The following is a 23,543-nucleotide window of genomic DNA, read 5'->3' as shown; positions in this document are numbered from 1 at the left end:
AGGACAATGCTCATTTCATTAAAAACCCCCATATTTTTACCTATCTGCACAGGCAGCAATCGCTCAGAAGAACGCATAATTTGAGCTGTGTCACAGGGCAGATAAATGTCCTGAAACATAAACGGACCTGATTTGGTCAGGTCATAGTCCAAGCGTAAATTAGGACTCCTGGAACTTCGGAGATAATCTGAGGTTTCAGGGGTCTTTTTTGTTGCGGCAGTGAGAAACTATGCAAAAATCGACAAAATAGCCCCTTCTGGTTGGAAAAAAGGAAAAAGCTTGTGCTATAATAGGAAAAACAGCTTGTAAATGTAATGCCAGAATTTCCAAAGCAGGGAGATTCTGGCATTTAAAGACAAGGCAGGAATTGCAGATGGAGTTTGACATCCTTGGATTGATAACATACAATAAGAAAATGTGTAACGATTTATGCCAAAAATATATAGGTTTTGACAGGCAATTATACATGACGTAAAATCAAAAGATAAGGATAAATAGATATGGCACAGGTATCGTTTCAGGATGCAGGCGGCAGACTGTATAGTGAAATGCAGAAATGTATAATTTATATACAGAATCATCCGGATCAGGATATTACCATGGAAGATCTGGCAGGAAGAATGGCATATGCTCCGATACAGCTTTCTTACCTGTTTGATCTGTTTTTTGAAAAAAGTTTAGAAGAATGGGATATAGAGAAGATCAGAGCCTATCAGGGAAAAGGCAAAATACCATATGAACGAGTCATAGATAAGGAAAATACAGAAATTTGTTTTGTTCGAAGAAGAGAACAGAAAATAGTGGCAGAGTCCATCCTGTCCGAAACAGAAAAATCCCAAAAAGGTTCCTTTTTAGAGACAGCCATGGAAAAGGTTGAAGAACATGCCAAAGACAACTGGAGAAAGAGAACCAGTACAGAAGAGAGAATGCTGTTCTGGTGGCATGACAGTGAATATTGGTTTCACTTTCTTTCGGGAAGAGAGCAGTCAAAGAACGAAGGAAAAGAAAGAGGGGAAAGAGAAACATTTGAAGTGGTACTGGAGGCTTCGGATTATGCTGTATTTACCTGGAAAGAAAATTTCACAGGAAGAGCGGCAGAAAGCATGCTGAAAATGGTACTGAAATATGCCCTGTGTGACTGGGAAACAGAAAATCAGATATGGTATGACCAGAATAAAATTTATTTTATTTCGTATGAAAATGGAAAATATTATGTTTATATGCCTCTGCAAAAGAGGATACAGGAAAACTATAAGATAAAATCTACAAAACAGGAAAGAAAAATATATGGTCTGAATGAATGGATCGATTATATAGATGAACATATTAAGGAGGAACTGACGGCCAAAAATCTTGCGACCGTATTTGGGTATTCCGAACGTCATTTTCGCAATGTGTTTCAGATTTATTATGATATAAAATTAAATGATTATATACGCAGACGAAAATTATATTTTGCAGCACAGGAACTGAAAAAAGGGAAAAAACCGGAGACAGTGGCCAGACAGTATGCATTTAAAAGCAGCAGCAGATTCAGCAGAGCTTTTCATGAAGAATATGGTATGACGCCGGAAAAATATTATAAGGAAGAATTTCGAAATGAAGAGTGGATTCGCTACATAGATGAGCATATGAAAGAAGAGCTGACCGCAGAGCAGCTTGCAAAAGAGTTTCATTATTCAAAGGATCATTTTCGCAAGGAGTTTCAGGATGTCTTTGGAATGGGACCGATCACTTATATCACACAGCGAAAAGTACAGTTTGCTGCAAAAGCACTCAGAGAAGGAAAACTACCGGCGGAAGTTGGAAAAGAATATGGGTTCTGTTCGAGAAACGGGTTTGACAAAGCATTTCGCAGAGTGTTTTATACAAGTCCGGCGAAATACGCCAGAGCAGGAGCAAAGGTTGTCAATCTGGACCGCTATTATTCTGAATATAAAGATAAAATCAAAATTTCATATATAGATATGGATGAGATCAAGATGGCCGGATGGACCATCATTGCCAATCGGCGGGAGGCAGATATTCCGGCACAGCTGGCATTCTGGCTGGATGAGCATTCTCCGCAGTACCGGAAACTGAATGCATTGACAGGAGAAGAAAAAGGAAGAGATAAGATTGCATTGTGGTATCAGGAAAAGGAAAATATTGAATATATTCTGGGACCGATCGTAGAGTCCTTTGACAATCTTCCGGAAGATGCTTTTCAGGTAACGATCGCAGCCGGAAGATATGCTGTTTTTGAGTCAGATCAGGAGAACGATATGGAAAATCTTCCGGAGACGGTGCGTATGTTTGCAAGATGTGTGCTGTATGGCTGGATTCGGGAACACAGAGATGAGCTGTCTTTGCAGAGGCTTACCTTTGAACGGTATACCAGTCAGAAAATGTATCTTTATATTCCGGTCAGTGAAAAAGGGACCGGAGGAAACGAAAGAAAGGATGAGAAAAACTTTGAGAAACAGAGTGAAAAATAAAAAAAGAAGAATAGCTTATATACTTGTGGCTGCGGTACTGCTCTCTTCTTCTCTTGGTGTTTCTTATGCAAAGACAGATGAGATATGCCAGCAGGCAGAAACAGAAAACGAAAAGCAAAGCGAATCGCAGAAGGAAAGTGAATCTCAGAAAGAGACAGAAAGCGAAAAGCAGAGTGAATCACAGAAAGAAACAGAGAGCGAAAAGCAAACCGAATCGCAGAAAGAAACGGAGAGCGAAAAGCAAAGCGAATCCCAGAAAGAAACGGAAAGCGAAAAGCAGAGCGAGTCACAAAAAGAAACGGAGAGTGAGAAGCAAAGCGAATCCCAGAAAGAGTCTGAATCCGAAAAAGAGACAGAAACGAATCCAGGTGGGGAGAATCTTCCGGCGGAGCGAAGTACGGTGCTTTCTTCTGTGAGAAATTATCTTCTGACAAAAGATGCCAATCCGGATTTCAGCAGTATCTGGAATGTGATCGGACTGCAAAGAAGCGGATTATATGTTCCATGGTCTTATACAGCAACTTTTTATCAGAATGTGTATGCTTATTGTGAACAGAAAAACTGGAAACTTACGAGAACAAAATATTCTGACTATTCAAAGCTGATCATGGCACTGACTTCCATCGGCATCGATGCACAGAATGTCGGAGGACACAATTTATTCGACTATCTTTCAGACTATGAGAATGTCCGTATGCAGGGAATCAATGGACCAATCTGGGCACTGATCGCACTGAACTGCCATCCGTCTTATTCTATTCCAAAGAACAAAGATGCGGCGGTGCAGAATACGGAAGAAATGCTGCTTCAGGCAGTTCTGGGGGCACAGTGTGAGGATGGCGGATGGAATCTGGCAGGTGGTCAGGGAGATGCTGACATGACCGGTATGGCATTGCAGGCACTTTCCTTTTATTATGCAAAACGCACAGATGTAAATGCTGCGGTTGAAAGAGGACTTGCGTGGATTTCGAAAAATCAGCTGGAAAGCGGCGGGTTTGGCACGCAGGGAGTTGAGACTTCCGAGAGTGTGGCACAGATTCTGGTGGCACTTTCCGGACTCGGAATTGACGGAAGCAAGGATGCACGTTTTCTGAAAAACGGGAAAAGTCCGCTTTATGGATTATTCCAATACTATCTTCCGGAAGGCGGATTTATGCATGTTGCGGCAAATGCCGGAAACAATGGCGGCGGTATCGGCGGTATGCTTGACGGTATGGCGACGGAGCAAGGCTTTTATGCGACGGTTGCATACCAACGTTTGCTGGACGGACGCAGTTTTATTTATGATATGCACGATATAGAGCTGACACCTGGCAAAAAGGTGGAGACATCCCAGAATGGCGGGACAGACGAAACAAAAAAACAGGAAGAAACCGAAAAGAAAAACAATAATAAAAAAGATCACAAAACAGATCACAAGAAAAAAGACGATAAGAAAAATAAGAACAGTAAAAAAGAGACGGAAAAAAAGAATACGGAGAGTGAAAAGAAGCAGACAGGCTCTCCAAATGCTGCAAAAAGACCGTCCGGACAGACAAAAACACTTCCGTCTGTAAAGAAAACAAGCACATCCACGGAAAAAAGCAGCAGCACAGTCAAAAAGAAAAAAGCAACAACAAAAAAGAAAAAGAACAAAAAAGAGAGCGAAGATTCCGGATGGAGTTTTGACGGAGAAGACTATGTGCCGGAGCTGACAGCAGACGGCAAAGCAGAAGCAGAGACTGTGACACAGTCTGCGGAGAATGATCCGAAAACACAGGTTAGAACAATGGCACCGGCAGTATTGTCCGGAGCAGCACTTGTCATTGTTTTGGAGGCACTGGCATTTGGAATCTATCGCAAAAAGAAAGGAAGAAGACTAAGATGAAGACAAAGAAAAATATAAAAAGTATAGCAGCACTTTTTCTGTGTGTGATCCTGATGCTGACGGCAGGATGTGCAAAAGGAACAGAAAAGGGGCAGAGTGCAGGAACAACTTCAGGTAAAGCACTGGCTGAGATGAATGATATCCCGGCCGATGGCATCATCACAAAAGAGCAGTTCCAGAGCGTGGCCGGCAAAGAGCAGAAGATTCAGTTTAAAGGAACAACTGAAGATGGAATAACCTATGTCTGGACTTATGACTGTGCCAAAATCCAGAATCCGGAAGATCAGAATCTGAAGATAGATTTTACACAGGAAAATTTAGAGGAGATCAAGAAACAGGCAAACGATGCAAACGATGCCCTGCAGATGGCGATGCACGGCAAAGGAGTGATCTGTGTGCCGACACTGGAAGTGACTCTGCCGCAGAGCTGGGAATCCAATGCCGCTTATCTTGTCAAAGAACAGGACGGCAAGCTGGCCAAAATGAGTGACGTAACGGTGACAAATGACAAAGAAAGTACGACACTTGTGATGACGGTAACTTCTCTTGACGGAGACTGCTATGTGATCGGCGGTGTCACGGAAGAGCAGAATAAAGGAGCAGATGCAGCAAATCAGAGTTCCAAAAAGAAAGACGGAAAAGAGCAGAGCCAGGAAACACAGGAAGAATCAGAAAATGGTACAGACAGTGCGGATGCCGATGTAAGTGAAAATGCAGCCGATGAAAATGGTGAAAATCCGGCGGAAGAAAACAACGATGCCGGTCAGGATGCCGGAAATGATAAAAAAGAAAACGGACAGAAAGCAGATGCCAAGGATCCGGGCGGCGATGCAGCTGATCAGGAAGATACTGCATCAGCTTCCAATACCTGTACGATTTCCATCAGCTGTGCAACGATTTTGGACAATATGGACAATTTAAAGAGCAGCAAGGCAGAGTTTGTTCCGTCCGATGGCTGGATTTTGGCACCGACGGAAGTAGAATTTACCGAAGGCGAATCTGTGCATGATGTACTGCAGCGTGTCTGCAAAGAAGCGGGTATCCAGATGGAATCCAGCTTCACACCGGCCTATAATTCTGCTTATGTAGAAGGCATCAACAATCTGTATGAATTTGACTGCGGAGAACTTTCCGGATGGATGTTCAGCGTCAATGGCTGGTATCCAAACTACGGATGCAGCAAATATACCGTAAATGCAGGTGATGAGATCTGCTGGGTATATACCTGCGATCTCGGAAAAGATGTAGGCGATAATTCTATGTATTAGAGGGCAGATGCCGGAGGTAAATATGAAAGATACATTTTCTACATACCATCCGCTTCTGAACATGCTTTATTTTGTCGGAGTGATCGGAGTGACAGTATTTGTTGTTCATCCGGTCATTCTGGCAATTTCGCTGTTTGGAGGAATTGCATATTCCGTTTTGCTGAAAGGATGGAAAAAAACAGTTAAATTTAATTTGATCTTTTCGATACCGATGATGCTGATCGTGGCACTGATGAATCCGATGTTCAATCACTATGGTGTGACGATCATCGGTTATCTGCACAATGGCAATCCGTTTACACTGGAGAGCTGTGTGTATGGTCTGGTGATGGCGATGATGCTGGTGTGTACGATGATCTGGTTTTCCTGTTATACGATCGTAATGACATCGGACAAGTTTATCTATCTGTTCGGAAAGATCATACCGGCACTGTCCCTGGTGCTTTCGATGTGTCTGCGTTTTGTCCCGAAATTTATCAGAGAGGCAGGTGTGATATCAGATGGTCAGAAATGCATCGGACGAAGTACCGAAAACGGCAGTCTGGTAAAGCGTGCGAAACATGGGATCACGATATTTTCCATTCTGGTAACCTGGGCACTGGAAAATGCGATCGAGACTTCAGATTCTATGAAATGCCGCGGTTACGGTGAAAAAGGAAGAACGGCATTTTCTCTGTATCGATTTGATAAACGTGATATTCTCTGCCTTTTGTTTATGGGAGCAAGTTTCGCACTGACTCTGTTTGGATTTTCAAAAGGCTATACGTTCTGTCAGTATAACCCGAAAATTATTGTAAAGGGAATTCCTCTGACAGCAGGAAGCCTGCTGGTATATCTGGCATTTTTGCTGTTCTCCGTGCTTCCGGTGGTGCTGGAACTCTGGGATCGATATCAGTGGAAACAGAGACGTAAACAGGTAGAAAAAGCAGAGCAGGCCAATTATCGCCTGTGGGAAGTACAGGATTAGAAAAAGGAGATAGGCGATGTCAGAATCGATGGGAAAAGAAACGAAACAAAACAGCAGCAAAAGTGATAAGAAGAATATTAATCATATTGATAATAGTATAGAAAGCCAGACAGGTAGACCAGGTTCGATCCTGGAGATCAAAGATCTCTGTTTTGCTTATCCGGAAGAAGAAAAAAGAGCACTGAACCACATTTCCTTTCAGATAAAAGAAGGAGAATTTCTGGTGCTGTGCGGCAAGAGCGGATGCGGAAAAAGTACGCTGTTAAAACATATGAAGACACCGCTGACACCGCACGGAAAACGAAAAGGAGAAATTCTTTTTGACGGAAAAAATCTGCATGAGATGACAGGCAGGGAACAGAGTCAGAGAATCGGTTACGTTCTGCAAAACCCGGACAATCAGATCGTGACAGACAAAGTGTGGCATGAGCTGGCATTTGGACTGGAGAGTCTTGGATACAAAAGTGCAGAGATCCGTATCCGTGTGGCAGAAATGGCAAGTTATTTTGGAATCCAGGACTGGTTTTATAAAAATGTGGCAGAATTATCAGGCGGTCAGAAACAGCTTCTGAATCTGGCTTCCATTATGGCTATGCATCCGGATATTCTGATTCTGGATGAGCCGACTTCACAGCTCGATCCGATCGCTGCGTCCGATTTCCTGGGAACAGTAAAGAAGATCAACCGAGATCTCGGTACAACGATCCTGTTGACAGAGCACCGCCTGGAAGAAGTATTTCCGGCAGCAGACCGTGTTGTCGTGATGGAGGGCGGAGAAGTACTGTGCATGGGAACACCGGAAGAGATCGGGGAAGAATTAAAAAAACAGAACCACGAAATGTTTCTGGCAATGCCGGTTCCGATGCAGATTTATGCAAAAGTAAATTCCGGAAAGCATATGGAGTGTCCGATTACAGTCCGGGACGGAAGAAACTGGCTGAATGCGATCTGCAAAGAAAAACAGATCCGGCCGCAGGAGGCAGAATTTTTCGGAAAAGATGCGAAAGAAAAGTTGGCGAAAGAAGAAATCATTCTGGAGGCGAAAGATATCTGGTTCCGTTATGACAAAGACCAGCCGGATGTTGTAAAAGGACTCAATCTCTCACTGAAGCGAGGAGAGTTTTTTGCATTGCTCGGAGGAAATGGAACCGGAAAATCAACGACGCTTTCGATCATCAGCCGGCTTCGAAAGCCATACCGCGGAAAAGTGCTGCTGGAAGGAAAAGATATCCGCCGTTACAGTGAAAAGGAACTGTTTCGTGGCTTTTTGGGGGTTCTGCCGCAGAATCCGCAGTCTCTGTTTGTAAAAAAGACGGTGGAGCTGGAACTGTTCGAGATGGTGGGCGGAACAAAAGAAAAGAAAAATGAAGAGTATCACCTTGCCATGGAAAAATGCAAGGCAGTGGAAGGAATCGTCAAAGTAACGCATTTAGAAGGACTGCTGCACCGTCATCCATATGATTTAAGCGGCGGGGAACAGCAGAGACTGGCACTTGCGAAAATTCTGCTGCTGCGCCCGAAACTTCTTCTGATGGACGAACCGACCAAAGGCCTGGACAGTTATTTTAAGAAAGAGTTTGCAGAAATTTTGGATCTTCTGAAAAAGCAGGGTGTAACGATCTTTATGATCTCGCATGATATCGAGTTCTGTGCATCTTATGCGGACCGCTGCGGTCTGTTCTTTGACGGAAATATTGCGGCGAGCGGTACACCAAAATCTTTCTTTGCCGGAAATAACTTCTATACGACAGCGGCAAACAGGATGGCACGTAAATATTTTCCGATGGCAGTGACGGCAGCAGATGTTGCGGAAGCTCTTTTGGATGACAGCAGGTGTGTGTGATATGCAAAAAAAGATGAAAAATGAGAAGATACAGGGAGTGCAGGCCGGGAATATGGAAAGAGAACAGGAAACAAAAGAATTTCTGAAGCAGTTTTATGAATCGCCGGAAGCAGAGGAAGATACGATCGCAGCGAAGCTGAAACGCACCTTCGTGCCAAAAGGCAAAAAGACAAAAGCAATCGCAGATTTTGCCAAAGATCTGATGGGCGAAGGCGGAGCCGGTGATGTTGTGATCGATGATGATATGTTTGAGGCAGACACCGAAGGCTATAAACAACAGGAAAAGAAACGCCTGTCAAAACGGACCAGAGTCAGTCTGTTTTTGCTTCTGGTGGCAATCCCTCTTACCATTGCAGCCGGATTCTGGCTGACAGATCAAAGTGCACTGGCAGACTGGATCGATCGAGTGTTTGGTCCGAGAAAATATTATCTGATCAGCCTGGTGATCGTGCTTTATGCATTGCTGCCGTTTTTTATGGCATTTGAAGGAAGAAAACCGGAAGTCAGAGAACTGGTTGTGCTGGCAACCATGATCGCACTGGCCACTGCCGGAAGAGCGGCTTTCTTTATGACGCCGAGCTTTAAGCCGATCATCGCGATCGTGATCATATCGGCAATCGCCTTTGGAGCAGAGGCTGGCTTTTTGGTTGGATCGATGACCATGCTGGTCAGCAACTTCCTGTTCGGTCAGGGCCCATGGACGCCATGGCAGATGTTTGCCATGGGATTTATCGGATTTTTATCCGGTATCCTCTACCGACTGCGGATACTGCCGACAAAACGGCTGCAGCTGTCCGTATATGGCTTTCTGGTCACCTTTATGATCTACGGCGGGATCATGAACCCGGCGGCACTGTTTATGAGCGTATATCAATTCAGCTGGAGCGGACTGCTTGCGATCTATATCTCCGGTGTTCCGGTCGATCTGGTGCATGCAAGCTCAACCTTCTTGTTTTTGTGGATCGGGGCGAAGCCGTTGCTGGAGAAACTGCAGAGGATCAAGGTGAAGTATGGGTTGCTGTAGGAAAATCGAAAAACTCGCAATGGGAGCTTTACTACCATGTTTTACAGTTCTGAAAAAGTGTCAAAAAAATGTACAAATTCCATAATTTGCTAAAAAAACACACAAATCTGCAAAAATGTACAAAAAATGCACAAATTCGACAAGTTGTCTATTTTGAAAATTCATCCTGAGCGATACAATGGTGCAAAGGTTGAAAGAAAAATAAAAAGAACCTTGCAGAAAGCTTATATGGATGGAGGAAAAATGTATGTCATTTGCAGATTTTAAAGACAACACCATGAGAGCCGTTGTATCAAAAACGATTGATGGTGTATTGAAATACGTGAATAAACATGATGATCGAACAGAGGCATTACTCAAACTGACTGATCTTTCGGAAAAGCTGATGGGCGATAAATTTGAGAAAAAAGTATTTGACGGAGCAAGAAATCTGATCCATAATCCAGATGCAAAATGGATGAAATACACAAACAAAGTGCTTGATGAGATTGACCCGCATGTAGCGAAAATGCATGCCCTGAACCTTGGATATCAGGCAGGTTTTTATGGTTATTCCAAAACCTGTGAATTCGAGAAGGAACATGGATACCGCATCCCGTGGATTATTTTGATGGATCCGACCTCTGCCTGTAATATGCACTGTACCGGATGCTGGGCAGCGGAATATGGTCATCGCATGAGCCTTTCTTACGAAGATCTGGACAGCATCGTTACGCAGGGGGAAAAGCTGGGTATCTATTTTTACATGATGACAGGCGGGGAGCCGCTGATGAGGAAAAAAGATATCGTGAAACTGGCAGAGAAGCATAATAAGTGTATGTTCTATGCATTTACAAACGGAACGCTGATTGATGAGGAATTCTGTAAGGATATGCAGAGACTTGGAAATATTTCTCTGGCACTGAGCGTGGAAGGATTTGAGGAAGTCAACGATTCCAGACGCGGAAGCGGATGTTTTGAGAAAGTTATGCATGCAATGGATCTGCTCAAAGAGCATGGACTGATCTTTGGTACTTCTATCTGCTACACATCAAAGAACTACAAGACCGTTACCAGCGATGAATTCCTGGATATGCTGATTGACAAAGGTGTTCGCTATGCATGGTATTTCCATTATATGCCGGTCGGAAATGAAGCAGCAACAGATCTGCTTCTGACACCGGAGCAGAGAGAATATATGTACCACAGAATCCGTGAGATCCGAGGATTTGAAGGAGGCAAGCCAATCTTTGTATTTGACTTCCAGAATGACGGTGAGTTTGTCGGCGGATGTATCGCTGGCGGAAGATTCTACTGTCACATCAATCCAAACGGTGACGTAGAACCTTGCGTATTTATCCATTATTCCAATGCAAATATCCATGACAAACCGCTTCTGGAATGCTTAAGCCAGCCGCTGTTTCGTGCTTATCAGATGGGCCAGCCGTTTAATGAAAATGATCTGCGTCCATGTCCGATGCTGGAGAATCCGGAAGCACTGCAGAAGATCGTCCATGCAACCGATGCAAAGAGCACCGATATGCAGAGTCCGGAAACGGTAGAGAGCTTATGCGGAAAATGTGAAGCTTACGCAAAATGCTGGGCACCGGAAGCAGAAAAATTAAAAGAAGCAAATCCAAAGCAGATCACCAGAGAAAAAGGTACACTGCCGGAAGTATAAAAAAACAGAAGTTGATATATCAGAAAAAAGGATCGTCAGAAGCAGCTTCATTCAAACTTCCGTCCTCCTGTCCAGCAAGTGTACATAAAATTTCCAAAAATGAAGATAATGATTACTGTTCATAAAAGCCTGAATCAGGTTTGAGGTGACAAATATCATGTATGACAGGAGGAACTTATGGAGACAGAGATCAAAATGTTGAGTGACATTCACAAAAATGCAGACATGGGACAGGATACACTGCGTCATATTCTGGATGCGACAAAGGATGCGGAATTTTCGAAAACGGTCAGCAGGCAGATGCAGGAATATGAAAAAGCATTTCAGGTCAGTGGACAGATGCTGAAAGCACGCAATGCACCGGAAGAACAAAAAGAAGCTCCGATGATCTCCAAATGGATGGCTCACATGAATATCAACAGGAAAAGTATGCAGGATATGCAGACTTCAAAACTTGCGGAAATGCTGATCCAGGGCAGCACCATGGGCGTTACCAGCCTGACAAGACAGATCCGTGACTATGATGGAGAGGATACAGAAGTGCTGGATTTTGCAAAAAAACAGTTGAAGCGGGAAGAGAAAAATATTGATAAATTAAAAAAATTTTTGTAAAAACGTTGCAAAAGCCTCTTTACGTGTATGCCATTATGGTATATACTATGTTCTACATGTTGTTTGATGAAAAAACAAAATTTAGATAGATACACAACATATAGTAGGAGGAGACTTGGTGATGTACGTCATAAAGAAAGATGGAACACGGGAAGAATTCAATGTAGATAAGATCATAGCGGCAGTCAACAAATCAGCAGCCCGCATTTTGTATGAGTTTTCGACAGATGAGATCGCATTTATCTGTCAGTTTGCATATGACCGGGCGGAGTCCCTTAAAAAAGACGGGATCACGATCCAGGAGATGCACAACATTGTCGAAGGTGCTCTCGAGAGAGTCAATCCGGCAGTAGCCAAAAGCTATCGTGATTACCGCAACTACAAGCTGGATTTTATCCATATGATGGATGAGGTCTACACAAAGAGCCAGTCGATCCGTTACATCGGAGACAAGAGCAATGCCAACACGGACAGTGCCCTGGTAGCGACAAAGCGAAGCCTGATCTTTAACGAGCTGAATAAAGAGCTGTACCGCAAATTTTTTATGACACGTGATGAGCTTCAGGCGTGCAAAGACGGCTATATTTATATTCATGATCAGTCTGCGAGACTGGATACCATGAACTGCTGTCTGTTTGATGTGGCAGCTGTTCTGACTGGCGGATTTGAGATGGGAAATGTCTGGTACAACGAGCCGAAGACACTGGATACCGCCTTTGATGTGATCGGTGATATTATTTTGAGTACAGCGGCACAGCAGTACGGCGGATTTACCGTGCCGGAGATGGACAAGGTGCTTGCTCCGTATGCCGAGAAGAGCTACAAGAAATATAAAGAAGAATTTATCAAATATGCAGATCCGTTATGGAACGGCGTGGAAGAACGTGCCGAAGAATATGCGATCAACAAAGTGAGACGTGATTTTGATCAGGGATGGCAGGGTATTGAGTATAAGTTAAATACCGTCGGTTCCTCCAGAGGCGATTATCCGTTTGTGACCGTAACGATCGGACTTGGAACACAGCGTTTTGAAAAAATGTGCAACATTTCGCTTCTGAACGTCCATAAGGGCGGACAGGGAAGACCGGGCAACAAGAAACCGGTGCTGTTCCCGAAAATTGTCTTTCTTTATGACGAGAAACTGCACGGTGTAGGCGGAGAATGTGAAGATGTCTTTGAGGCCGGCGTGGCATGTTCTGCAAAGACCATGTATCCGGACTGGCTTTCCATGACCGGAAAAGGCTATATTTCCAGCATGTACAAACAGTACAAAAAAGTGATCAGCCCGATGGGATGCCGTGCATTCTTAAGTCCGTGGTACGAAAGAGGCGGTATGTATCCGGCAGACGACAAAGATGTGCCAGTATTTACCGGACGCTTCAACATCGGTGCTGTCAGCCTGCATCTCCCGATGATCCTTGCCAAAGCAAGATCCGAGAGCCGTGATTTTTACGAAGTGCTGGACTATTATCTGGAAATGATCCGCAATCTGCACAAACGTACTTACGAGTATCTGGGAGCGATGAAAGCATCCACAAACCCGCTGGCTTACTGCGAAGGCGGATTCTACGGCGGACATCTGAAACCGAACGAACGCATCAAAAAGCTGCTAAAGCCGATGACGGCATCCTTTGGTATCACCGCCCTGAATGAACTGCAGGAACTCTATAACGGAAAATCTATCACCGAAGACGGTGAGTTTGCTCTGGAAGTACTGGAATATATCAACAAGAAAGTTTCTGAATTCAAAGAAGAAGACGGCTGGCTGTATGCGATCTATGGCACACCGGCAGAGAGCCTGTGCGGACTTCAGGTCGAGCAGTTCCGCAAGAAATACGGCATCGTGGAGAATGTATCCGACCGTCCATACGTCAGCAACAGCTTCCACTGCCATGTAACCGAAGATATTACACCGATCGAAAAACAGGATCTGGAAGGTCGTTTCTGGGAACTGTGCAACGGAGGCAAGATCCAGTATGTACGTTATCCGATCGATTACAACGTACAGGCGATCAAGAGCCTGATCCGCCGTGCGATGGATCTGGGCTACTACGAAGGAGTCAACCTTTCTCTGGCCTACTGCGATGACTGCGGTCATCAGGAACTGGAGATGGATGTTTGCCCGAAATGCGGTTCCAAGAACCTCACGAAGATCGACCGTATGAATGGATATCTGTCCTACAGCCGCGTGCATGGCGATACCAGACTGAACGAGGCAAAGATGGCAGAGATCGCAGAACGTAAGAGTATGTAAAAATTAAGAAACAAAGATATGGATGAAAGATAGAAAAATCAAAAGATATCAATATAGGATATTGATAAAAATATAATAGAAGAGATAAATAAGACGCCATAATCGTCCGAAAACAATCCTCTGACACGCTGCGTTTCCTGTTCGGTTCGCTCGCCGGTTAGCCGCCCTTCGCCTAAACTCGCAGCTTCGCTGCTCAAACAGCGGCTCCCCTGGGCGGCAGCATCGCAAACCTCACGACGGAATCCTTGCTACCGTCAGAGCGATTTGTTTTCGGATGATTATGGCTGTTTTTATACCTGCTTAAAATTTCTGAAAATTTAAAGAGAAATATCGTAGTAAAAAATGATAGATGATTTGAATGAGAAAAATATTGAAAATATTATCAAAATATAATAAAATTCAGATATAAATAAACGCTGTGAAAGAAGATATTATCAGAGGTTAAGGTCAAAAGATGCCATATGAATTGTTTCATAGTGTTTGTATATTAAATTATATCATATATAGTGCGGCTTTCATTTTTGTAAGCGAAGAGCTGTAATTTGCATCAGTGACGAGATTTAAGGTTGGATTTCAGGAGGTGAGCGAATGAAAAAAGATAGAATTGTAGAAATTACAGGTCTGGCGATTTTGCTGATTCAGAGACTATACGGGAAAGACTATAAAAATGTGGTTATAACGTTCTATTTACTGTTTGTTATAGCGATTTTAGACCGTGAAATTACAGAAGAGAATATATTTGAGCTGGCTGTATGGACAATGGCTGAACTGGCAGTTGGAATTGCCATAGCGATATATCAGGAGATTATTTCAGTGATTGTAATGCTTCTAATCATGGGATTTTTTGTTTTACCGATGCTTGTCAAATTGTTTCGATTTTGGCAAGCAAAGAAGAACAAAACATAGTATTTTTAATAAAAGCAGAATGATCATAGAAAAGTATAATGTCTGGTGCGTATGGTGAGAGGAATTGTAGCGGAAGCAGTGAGAAGGTAGTTGTAGTGGAAATAATGGAAGTAGTGGTTTTTATATGCCGGACAGAAAAAAGTCAGGGTATTGTGACGGTAGCAAGTTTCCGTTGTGAGATTTGTGCCTAGTTTCCGCCGCCGAGCGGTGTCTGAGCCTCGAAGAGGCGAGTTCCAGCGAACGGCGGATCATAGACGGCACAAATCGAACAGGAAACGATGCGTGTCACAAGCCCTGACTTTTTACGTCCGGCATCTTACTCCTCTCCATTGAAGCAGTAGGTGCAGATATCACACGGTTTGATCCCGATTGACTTGATCAGGTCATCGAGTCTGTGATAACGCAGGCTGGTGAAATTCTGGATGCGGCAGATTTCATCGAGCATTGCCTGATAACGTTCGCTGTTCGGGTCTGCATATTCTTCCAGATATTTTTCTGCATCTTTTCCTTCGCGTTCCAGGATCACTCTTCTGGTGATCAGATCCAGCTCGGATTTGGAACGGGAGAAGTTCAGGAATTTACATCCGTAGAGCAGCGGAGGGCACGCCGGTCTGACGTGGACTTCTTTGGCTCCGCTCTGATACAGGAACTCGGTTGTCTCACGAAGCTGTGTACCGCGGACGATGGAGTCGTCGATCAGAAGCAGCTTTTTGTTTTTGATCAGGGCATGTACCGGGATCAGCTTCATGCGGGCGATCAGTTCTCTCTGACGCTGGTCTGTCGGCATAAAGGAACGCGGCCAGGTCGGTGTATATTTAATGAAAGGACGGGCGAACGGAACGCCGGATTCATTGGCATATCCGATAGCGTGTGCAATACCGGAGTCTGGGACACCGGCTACGATATCCGGATCTACTTTTCCTTTATCTCGTTTTGCCAGCAGTGCACCGCAGTTATAACGCATTTCTTCTACGTTTACGCCTTCGTAACTGGAAGTCGGATAACCATAGTAAACCCACAGGAAAGAACAGATTTTCATTTTCTTGCGAGGCGGAACGAGTGTTTCCACACTCTCCGGGGTGATGTATACAATCTCGCCGGGACCTAATTCTTTTACATCTGTGTAGCCAAGGTTAATGTAAGAAAAATTCTCGAAAGCCGCACAATAGGCACCTTCACGGTGTCCGATGACAAGTGGAGTTCTTCCGTAGATATCTCTGGCAGCATAAATGCCGTCTTTTGTCATGATCAGCAGTGTCAGGGAACCGTCAATGGCTTCCTGGGCATAGCGGATACCGTTCTCAAAGCTGTCCTGCTTGCAGATCAGTGCGGCAACGAGTTCCGTGGCATTGATCTGACCGCCGCTCATCTCCTGAAAATGTGAATGACCGTTTTCGTAAATCTTATTCAGAAGTTCGTCCGCATTGTTGATTTTTCCGACCGTTGTGATCGCAAAACTTCCAAGATGTGACTGGATCAGAAGCGGCTGCGGTTCGTAGTCAGAAATACAGCCAATGCCGAGATTTCCGGTCAGTTCTTCTACATCGCGTTCAAATTTTGTACGGAACGGGGAATTTTCGATGTTGTGGATCGAGCGGCAGAAACCGTCCGCCCCATGTGTAGCCATACCGCCGCGGCGTGTTCCTAAGTGAGAATGATAATCCACTCCGTAGAACAAGTCCATGATACAATCTGTTTTTGAAGCAACTCCAAATAGTCCTCCCATTATTGAATCTCCTTTGTCTGAGTCTGTCCGTTCAGAATCCCGAAATACGGGAAAATATTCCAAACAGCGTATTATATAATGTCATGATGCCGGAAGCAACAAAACGGATTCAAGAATGCCTTTGACATTCTTGCTGTGGCTTGCGGGCATCACGTAGAGTGTAACATAAAAAAATTCGGGTGTCAAAACACCCGAAAAATTTATTCCATTGTGCCTTTACGGTAAGCCTGAAGCAGCATTTTCAATCCTTTAATATCTTCCAGAATCTTTTTTCCGGTGTCGGTATTACGTACCATCAGCCGTTCTCGCTCCGTTTCGACCAGTTCAGATCTGGATTCGATGTCTTTATTTTCGGTCAGTGCGGCATAGACGCTCTGGAATGGCTGGTGGGATTTGATGCGGATACCGTGCGAATTGAAGATCAGCGTGTATCCGGCGATACCGGTTGTTTTGTGATAGCTTTTGCAGAATCCGCCGTCGATCACCATCAGACGGCCGTTTGCACGTACCGGGTGTTCCCCTCTGGAGGTGCGTACCGGGGTGTGTCCATTGATGATATGTGACCGATCAGAATAAAGATTAAATTCATGAAGGATCATATTGCAGATTTTTTCCTGCTCGTAGTACTGATAATAAGGGTTGGATGCCTCATGCCAGGTACTTTCGTCTTTTACATAAGTACGCTCAAACGTTTTGATATTTCTGCCGGACAACGGTGATTTTCTGCCGCACCAGAGATACCACATAAAATCCAGTTCTTTTTGTGTGGCATCTTTAGACCAGGCACGTCTGGCGATCCGTTCGGCATAATCCAGATAATCACGTCCGCGGTAACGTTTCTGGTGGAATACAACACCTTCAAGATTTCCGCTTTCATCGAGAGGTACACAGCCGTGGAAGAGCAGATTTCCATTAAAAATACGGTACATGCTGCCTTTCTGATAGAGAAAATCCATATGCTGACGCAGACGGACACTGCCGACAAATGCCATGCGAAGCCCTTCCATTACCTGCTTTTCTTCGGCGGTCAGTTCGTAAGAAACTTCTGGGTTGGAAGGACCAAAGGAAACCGTCGGAAAAGTTTCTTCGCAGATCTCGTAGTCTGTGCCAGCGATGCAGACGGTGTGATTTTGAACGTTGACCTGGTGGAGCAGCAGTTTGTCAGTCATCTGATAATCCGGGTTTCGAAGAATCACCTGCCCTTCCAATTTGAATAAAAGGACAGAAATGGCCTTTAATGCTGCTTCCATCGGCTCTGTATCCGGATAAAGCTTTTCAGCAAACAGCGTCAGATCACGCAGGCTGATACCGTAGCTGTTTTCCAGAATGCGGATGTTATGATATTTTAAATTGTTTCTTATGACGGTAGCGATACATGCCTCACTTCCGGCAGCGGCACCCATCCAGAGAATGTCGTGATTTCCCCATTCAATGTCCAGAGAGTGATAATTCATCAGAAGATCCATGATCCGGTCGGCACATGGCCCGCGGTCAAAAATGTCTCCGACAATGTGCAGATGATCGACGGCGAGGCGTTTGATCAGGGCGGCGAGCACTTCGATAAATGCATCGGCACTGTCAAGTTCCAGCAAAGTATCGATGATATTCTGATGATAGGCAACCTGATTGTCATCCTCATCCTTCTGCACATGGATCAGTTCATCCAGAATATAAGCGTACTCATCCGGCATCGCTTTACGCACTTTGGAACGCGTATATTTGGAGGAGAGAAGGCGGGCAATCTCGATCAACTCGCCGAGGATCACACGGTACCATTCTTCGTTGTTGCGGCTCTCTTTTTTCATCATCTCCAGCTTTTCGACTGGATAGTAGATCAGCGTGCAGATTTCTTCCCGGTCGATATCCGAGAGCGTTTCCTCGAAAAGCAGATCCACTTTCTCACGGATCACACCGGAACAGTTATTCAAAATATGGCAGAAAGCTTCATATTCTCCGTGCAGGTCGCTCATAAAATGCTCCGTGCCTTTTGGAAGACCGAGAATTGCTTTCAGATTGATGATCTCCCGACATACAGCCTGCTCCGTCGGATATTTTTCTGCAAGCAGTTCCAGATATTTTTCGTCTTTCATAGTTCAAATCTCCATATTAAAGATGATGCGGCATTATTTTTCTTTGCGTTCGTAATCTTTTAAGGAATCGATCGCCTGTCCGGACAGTGGAATCAGTGCGATCATATTGAAGATGGTCATCAGTCCGATGCCGACATCCCCGAGATCCCAGACAAAGGTATAGGCGGCAAGTCCGCCGATAAACAGCATGATAAGTGCCAGGATTTTGTAGGCGGTCTGTGACAGCCAGTTGTCCCCGAACAGGTAGGCAACGTTGGAACGTGCATAGAACAGAATGCCGATAAACGTTGAAAAGCTGAACAGAAACAGGATCACGGCGATAAAGATGACACCGAATTCTCCCAGGTGATACTGCATGGCACTCTGAAGCAGATCCATACCCTGAAGTCCGGCAATTTTATCGGCCGGAGCCAGCAGCATCAGTAGTGCAGAACAGGTACAGATCAGGATGGTATCGATAAAGACACCGAATGCCTGCATCAGACCTGCCTTTGCCGGATGGCTGACATCAGCGGCAGCGGCAGCACATGGAGCAGATCCGCTTCCGGCCTCATTCGAAAACAGACCGCGTTTGATCCCGTTCATCAGCACGGCACCGAATCCACCGGCAGCCACCTGACGAAGACCAAAAGCTTCTTCAAAAATCCGCTGGAACACAGAAGGGAGTGCACCGATATTTTTGATGATGACAAACAGTGTGATCAGGAGATAACAGCCGGCCATGATTGGAACAACGACATCCAGGACGTGAACGGTGGCATTTTTGCGAAGAACAACGATCGCAGCCACAACGACGAGGAAGATCGTGGTGTACAGTGGCGGAATGTGAAATGCATTCTTCATGGCAGAACTTACGGAGTTGCTGATAACCTGACTGATGCCGCACCAGCAGATCAGGCCAGAGATCGCAAACAGAACCGCGATCAGGCTGTAACGTTTCTCTTTTGCCGGTCCGTTCTGCTTTTTCTTTGTCATAAAATCGTGGATGTAGTAGGCCGGACCGCCGCGGTAGCCGCCGTAGAGCGGATCCTTCTGGCGGTAGATCTGAGCCAGTGTGCCCTCTGCAAAAGCAGTGGAGGAGCCAAGCAGAGCAAGAAGCCACATCCAGAATACCGCACCGGCACCGCCGGCAGAAATAGCAGCGACAACGCCGACCAGATTGCCCATGCCGACACGGGTGGCAGTGGCAACAATAAGAGCCTGAAATCCGGAAATACTGCCCGCCTGAGAATGTTCGTTTTTCTCCATGGCGATCTGGATCATATGCGGAAACTTGCGGATCAGGACAAACCTGGTGCGGATTGTAAAATAGATCCCTGCCGGAACCAGAAGAAGCACCAGAAGTGAGATGCCGATCGAACTGCCGCCCGGAAGCGGCAGCGTGATCAGATCACCCCATAAAAAATTGTAGACTGCGGTAATGATATTCATAATAAAAATCCCCCTGTAAAATCTTAGATGCCTGTAGCAGATATGAAATGATGTCGCCTTTGCAGGCGGCGAGCAACAAATTAATATCAGCAGCGGAATTCCATTGCTCCTCTGATATTCTTAAATTGTTGTCAAAATGACTAATAATGGTAGCATCTCGTGGTGAAATATAGTATACTTCACTTATATAGATTTGTAAAATGAATGATAATGATTTAAACCATCGAAAAAACCGATTAATCAGTGACAATGGAAAAAATATTGTTCCGCCTTTTGATACAAGGAGAGCCAATCATGGATATGAAAAACATTAACACCTTTATTTACACTGCCGAACTTGGCAGTTTCACAAAAGCCGCCGAGCTTTTGGGCTACTCACAGTCTACGGTCTCATTTCAGATCCGGCAGTTGGAGGAGGAGCTTGGCACCGTCCTTTTTGAGCGGATCAACCGCACAGTGACACTGACAGACCGGGGCAAGGAAATCCTGCGTTACGCCCATCGCATGAAGCAGCTTGCCGGTGAGATGCAGGAGATGGTGCAGCCAAAGCAGGAAGTGCGAGGACATCTGCGGATCGCCATGTCGGATTCGCTGTGCGAGGAAATTGCAGAAAAACTGTTTGTTCTTTTGCAGCGGAAGTACCCGGAGGTTACGATGAAAATCGTGATCGCCGGCACGGATGAGATGTTCCGACTTTTGAATCAGAATCAGGTGGATTTTGTATACACGCTGGACCGTCACATTTACCACAGTGATTATGTGATCGTCACAGAGAGCCAGGAAGCAGTGCATTTTGTGACAGGATATCAAAATAGCTTGAACGGAAAGAAGCAGATTCTGTTGCAGGAACTGATCTGCCAGCCGTTTATCCTCACGGAAAAAGAAATGAGCTACCGCAGGATGTTAAGTGAATATCTGGCGAGCTGTTCCCTGGAGATCCAGCCGGTTTTTGAGGTGGGAAATACAGAACTGATCTGCCGGATGCTGGAAAAGAACGCTTCCGCAATCTCGCTTCTGCCGGATTATGTGACAGAAAAGGCCGTACAGGAAAAAAGACTGGTGCGGCTGGATGTGAAAGATTTTCAGCTTGATATATGGAAACAGCTCTTATATCACAGAGATAAATGGATTTCGCCGCAGATGCAGGCATTTATGAATGTGATAAAAGAGGTACAGGCATAAAGAAATCAATATCTCAGAAGCCTTTGAAAGAACAGAAGATTTGCGGCAGAAAACAACTGCCGTGGATTTTTTCTTCTTTCTACACGAATCTGGTTTGAAAAACAGCAGATTCTATGATAAAATAGAATGCATAATTTGAGAACGTGACAGGGAGCATTGCAAAATGAAAAAGAAACTGGCCGTATTTTTTCCGGGGAGACGCTATGGCGTAGACTGCCCGCTGCTTTATTATGCAGAGTCGATCTGCCGGGAAAAGGGATACGATACACTGCTGATGCACTATTCGGAATACCGGGACAAAAAAGACATGATCACCATCGAAGAGAATATCAGACAGACGCTTTCTTATGTGCGTGGGCGGATCAAAGAAAAAGATCTTGCTTTGTACGATGAGATTCTTTTTGTGTCAAAAAGTCTGGGAACGGTATCTGCAGGATGGCTTGCGGATGCACTGGAAAAGGAAAAACGTGTAAAACCGGGAACGATCCGTCATATCTTTATGACACCGCTTGAGCAGACCTTTCCGTACATGCGAAAGGAAAACTGCATTGTGATAAGCGGGGAGCTGGATCACTATCTGGAACGGAAAAAATTAAAAAAATTCTGCAAAAAACATGAGGTTTTATGGTATTGTTTTCCGGATGTCGGACACAGTATGGAACATGAAAAAATAAAAGATACCCTGAAAACCATGAAGAAGATCATGAAGATCGTAGAGAATTATGTATGATACCAGGGGCAAAAGGTCAAAATCCACAGGAGCTTGCTCATAAGTTGATAGGTTTTGACCTCAACACCATATTTTAAAAGTACAATCTGGAGGAAACAGTATGAAAAAATATGACGTAATCATTATCGGAGCAGGTCCGGGAGGCATTTTTTCCGCGTACGAGCTTCTGAAAAATAACGAAAATCTGGAGATCGCCATTTTTGAGGAAGGACATGCACTGGAAAAAAGAAAATGTCCGATTGATGGCAAGAAGATCAAAAGCTGCATTCACTGCAAGAGCTGTTCGATCATGAGCGGATTCGGCGGTGCGGGAGCATTTTCCGATGGTAAATATAATATTACCAATGATTTTGGCGGCACACTTTATGAATATATCGGCAAAGAGAAAGCTCTGGAGCTGATGCAGTATGTCGATGAGATTAACATGGAGTACGGCGGTGAAGGCACCAGACTGTATTCAACAGCCGGAACGAAATTCAAAAAACTTTGTCTGCAGAACCGTCTGCAGCTTTTGAATGCATCCGTAAGACATCTGGGAACCGATGTCAATTACATTGTGCTGCAGAATATGTATGCATGGCTCAAAGACCGGGCAGATTTTTATTTTGACACGCCGGTGCAGCATATCGAAAAGAGGGAAGATGGCTATCAGGTCATCTGTGAAGAGGAAAATTATGCATGCGGAAAATGTGTGGTTTCTGTCGGACGAAGCGGAAGCAAATGGATGGAAAAGGTCTGTGAAGAGATGAGCATCCCGACCAGTTCCAACCGTGTGGACTTAGGTGTCCGTGTGGAGCTTCCGGCTGTGATCTTTTCCCATCTGACCGATGAGCTTTACGAGAGCAAGATTGTTTACCGTACAAAACAGTTCGAGGACAATGTGCGTACGTTCTGCATGAATCCATATGGCATCGTGGTAAGTGAAAATACAAACGGCATCGTGACCGTAAACGGACACAGCTACGAAGATCCGACCAAACAGACCGAAAATACCAACTTCGCACTGCTTGTATCCAAGCATTTTTCCGAGCCGTTCAAGGACAGCAACGGATACGGCGAGAGCATTGCCAGACTTTCCAATATGCTCGGCGGCGGTGTTATGGTCCAGCGGTTCGGTGATCTGGTACGCGGAAGAAGAAGTACCGTCAAGAGAGTGGAAGAGGGCATTGTAAGACCGACACTTTCCGCAACACCGGGAGATTTAAGTCTGGTGCTGCCGAAGCGTATCCTGGATGGCATCATTGAGATGATCTATGCACTGGACAAGATCGCACCGGGAACGGCAAACGATGACACACTGCTTTATGGTGTGGAAGTGAAATTTTATAATATGGAAGTACAGCTTGATGAGCATCTTGAAAGCATCCACAAAGGTCTCTATATCATCGGAGACGGCAGTGGGGTGACACATTCCCTTTCCCATGCATCCGCAAGCGGAGTTTACGTGGCAAGAGAGATTCTTGAATCCATGAGGAAGTAGCTGTTTATGCAGTAAATATGCGGATT

Annotated in this window: 16 protein-coding genes; 13 read left to right on the top strand and 3 right to left on the bottom strand. The window is 44.8% G+C overall.

Going from position 1 to position 23,543, the window contains the following annotated elements; all coding sequences use genetic code 11:
- Window positions 1-500: 500 nt before the first annotated feature.
- The 10 genes from ACLTL4_RS03460 to ACLTL4_RS03415 all read left to right on the top strand — a co-directional run bounded on the left by ACLTL4_RS03460 (window position 501) and on the right by ACLTL4_RS03415 (window position 14,878).
- Window positions 501-2,477 (top strand): helix-turn-helix domain-containing protein, encoded by a 1,977-nt coding sequence (locus tag ACLTL4_RS03460; RefSeq protein ID WP_412290709.1) that lies wholly within the window; start codon window positions 501-503, stop codon window positions 2,475-2,477.
- On the top strand, window positions 2,455-4,344 hold the full coding sequence (locus tag ACLTL4_RS03455; protein WP_412320234.1) for a hypothetical protein: 1,890 nt from the start codon (window positions 2,455-2,457) through the stop codon (window positions 4,342-4,344). Before ACLTL4_RS03460 ends, ACLTL4_RS03455 begins: the two co-directional genes overlap by 23 nt.
- Entirely contained in the window at window positions 4,341-5,612 is a 1,272-nt protein-coding gene (locus tag ACLTL4_RS03450) for a DUF4430 domain-containing protein (RefSeq protein ID WP_412320233.1), read from the top strand. Before ACLTL4_RS03455 ends, ACLTL4_RS03450 begins: the two co-directional genes overlap by 4 nt.
- 22 nt (window positions 5,613-5,634) lie before the next feature.
- Window positions 5,635-6,579, top strand: coding sequence for an energy-coupling factor transporter transmembrane component T (locus ACLTL4_RS03445; RefSeq protein ID WP_022120004.1), 945 nt, complete (start codon window positions 5,635-5,637; stop codon window positions 6,577-6,579).
- 16 nt (window positions 6,580-6,595) lie between these two features.
- The gene (locus ACLTL4_RS03440) at window positions 6,596-8,422 is read left to right on the top strand and encodes an ABC transporter ATP-binding protein (RefSeq protein ID WP_412320232.1); all 1,827 of its coding nucleotides are present in this window, start codon (window positions 6,596-6,598) and stop codon (window positions 8,420-8,422) included.
- Between the two features lies 1 nt (window position 8,423).
- Window positions 8,424-9,446, top strand: coding sequence for an ECF transporter S component (locus tag ACLTL4_RS03435; protein WP_243860795.1), 1,023 nt, complete (start codon window positions 8,424-8,426; stop codon window positions 9,444-9,446).
- A 247-nt stretch (window positions 9,447-9,693) separates the two neighbouring features.
- Entirely contained in the window at window positions 9,694-11,106 is a 1,413-nt protein-coding gene (locus tag ACLTL4_RS03430; RefSeq protein WP_022120001.1) for a radical SAM protein, read from the top strand.
- 177 nt (window positions 11,107-11,283) lie between these two features.
- The gene (locus ACLTL4_RS03425; protein WP_412320231.1) at window positions 11,284-11,718 is read left to right on the top strand and encodes a hypothetical protein; all 435 of its coding nucleotides are present in this window, start codon (window positions 11,284-11,286) and stop codon (window positions 11,716-11,718) included.
- A gap of 118 nt (window positions 11,719-11,836) precedes the next feature.
- On the top strand, window positions 11,837-13,972 hold the full coding sequence (nrdD, locus tag ACLTL4_RS03420; RefSeq protein WP_173865653.1) for an anaerobic ribonucleoside-triphosphate reductase: 2,136 nt from the start codon (window positions 11,837-11,839) through the stop codon (window positions 13,970-13,972).
- A 588-nt stretch (window positions 13,973-14,560) separates the two neighbouring features.
- Window positions 14,561-14,878, top strand: a complete 318-nt coding sequence (locus ACLTL4_RS03415) for a hypothetical protein (protein WP_412320230.1) — start codon at window positions 14,561-14,563, stop codon at window positions 14,876-14,878.
- 316 nt (window positions 14,879-15,194) lie between these two features.
- Here the strand turns inward: ACLTL4_RS03415 and ACLTL4_RS03410 are convergent, their stop codons facing one another.
- From ACLTL4_RS03410 to ACLTL4_RS03400, 3 genes are all read right to left on the bottom strand, one after another.
- Window positions 15,195-16,604, bottom strand: coding sequence for an amidophosphoribosyltransferase (locus ACLTL4_RS03410; protein ID WP_147632008.1), 1,410 nt, complete (start codon window positions 16,602-16,604; stop codon window positions 15,195-15,197).
- A 200-nt stretch (window positions 16,605-16,804) separates the two neighbouring features.
- The gene (locus ACLTL4_RS03405) at window positions 16,805-18,694 is read right to left on the bottom strand and encodes a fructose-1,6-bisphosphatase (protein ID WP_412320229.1); all 1,890 of its coding nucleotides are present in this window, start codon (window positions 18,692-18,694) and stop codon (window positions 16,805-16,807) included.
- Window positions 18,695-18,727: 33 nt separating this feature from the next.
- Window positions 18,728-20,125 carry an alanine/glycine:cation symporter family protein gene (locus tag ACLTL4_RS03400; protein ID WP_412320228.1) on the bottom strand — a complete coding sequence of 466 codons (1,398 nt, stop codon included), beginning with the start codon at window positions 20,123-20,125 and terminating at the stop codon, window positions 18,728-18,730.
- Between the two features lie 294 nt (window positions 20,126-20,419).
- Here ACLTL4_RS03400 and ACLTL4_RS03395 point away from each other — a divergent pair, with 294 nt between their 5' ends.
- From ACLTL4_RS03395 to ACLTL4_RS03385, 3 genes are all read left to right on the top strand, one after another.
- A complete protein-coding gene (locus ACLTL4_RS03395; protein ID WP_173896790.1) occupies window positions 20,420-21,307 on the top strand; it encodes a LysR family transcriptional regulator in 888 nt (295 codons plus the stop codon).
- Window positions 21,308-21,470: 163 nt separating this feature from the next.
- Complete coding sequence (locus tag ACLTL4_RS03390; protein WP_412320227.1) at window positions 21,471-22,037, top strand: hypothetical protein; 567 nt, start codon at window positions 21,471-21,473, stop codon at window positions 22,035-22,037.
- 100 nt (window positions 22,038-22,137) lie between these two features.
- Window positions 22,138-23,517: an NAD(P)/FAD-dependent oxidoreductase gene (locus ACLTL4_RS03385; protein WP_022119992.1), complete on the top strand. Its 1,380-nt coding sequence runs from the start codon at window positions 22,138-22,140 to the stop codon at window positions 23,515-23,517.
- Window positions 23,518-23,543 lie beyond the last annotated feature (26 nt).

The organism is Hominisplanchenecus sp. (assembly GCF_046967715.1).
Classification (GTDB): Bacteria; Bacillota; Clostridia; order Lachnospirales; family Lachnospiraceae; genus Hominisplanchenecus; species Hominisplanchenecus faecis.
This window is presented reverse-complemented; position numbering and strand designations above follow the sequence as displayed.

Bases quoted from the DNA above. Each gene is read 5' to 3' on its own strand.
- ACLTL4_RS03395 (WP_173896790.1), top strand. From the start codon at position 20,420: ATGGATATGAAAAACATTAACACCTTTATTTACACTGCCGAACTTGGC.
- ACLTL4_RS03415 (WP_412320230.1), top strand. From the start codon at position 14,561: ATGAAAAAAGATAGAATTGTAGAAATTACAGGTCTGGCGATTTTGCTG.
- ACLTL4_RS03460 (WP_412290709.1), top strand. From the start codon at position 501: ATGGCACAGGTATCGTTTCAGGATGCAGGCGGCAGACTGTATAGTGAA.
- ACLTL4_RS03405 (WP_412320229.1), bottom strand. From the start codon at position 18,694: ATGAAAGACGAAAAATATCTGGAACTGCTTGCAGAAAAATATCCGACG.
- ACLTL4_RS03450 (WP_412320233.1), top strand. From the start codon at position 4,341: ATGAAGACAAAGAAAAATATAAAAAGTATAGCAGCACTTTTTCTGTGT.
- ACLTL4_RS03400 (WP_412320228.1), bottom strand. From the start codon at position 20,125: ATGAATATCATTACCGCAGTCTACAATTTTTTATGGGGTGATCTGATC.
- ACLTL4_RS03410 (WP_147632008.1), bottom strand. From the start codon at position 16,604: ATGGGAGGACTATTTGGAGTTGCTTCAAAAACAGATTGTATCATGGAC.
- ACLTL4_RS03440 (WP_412320232.1), top strand. From the start codon at position 6,596: ATGTCAGAATCGATGGGAAAAGAAACGAAACAAAACAGCAGCAAAAGT.
- ACLTL4_RS03390 (WP_412320227.1), top strand. From the start codon at position 21,471: ATGAAAAAGAAACTGGCCGTATTTTTTCCGGGGAGACGCTATGGCGTA.
- ACLTL4_RS03385 (WP_022119992.1), top strand. From the start codon at position 22,138: ATGAAAAAATATGACGTAATCATTATCGGAGCAGGTCCGGGAGGCATT.
- ACLTL4_RS03435 (WP_243860795.1), top strand. From the start codon at position 8,424: ATGCAAAAAAAGATGAAAAATGAGAAGATACAGGGAGTGCAGGCCGGG.
- ACLTL4_RS03430 (WP_022120001.1), top strand. From the start codon at position 9,694: ATGTCATTTGCAGATTTTAAAGACAACACCATGAGAGCCGTTGTATCA.
- ACLTL4_RS03445 (WP_022120004.1), top strand. From the start codon at position 5,635: ATGAAAGATACATTTTCTACATACCATCCGCTTCTGAACATGCTTTAT.
- ACLTL4_RS03425 (WP_412320231.1), top strand. From the start codon at position 11,284: ATGGAGACAGAGATCAAAATGTTGAGTGACATTCACAAAAATGCAGAC.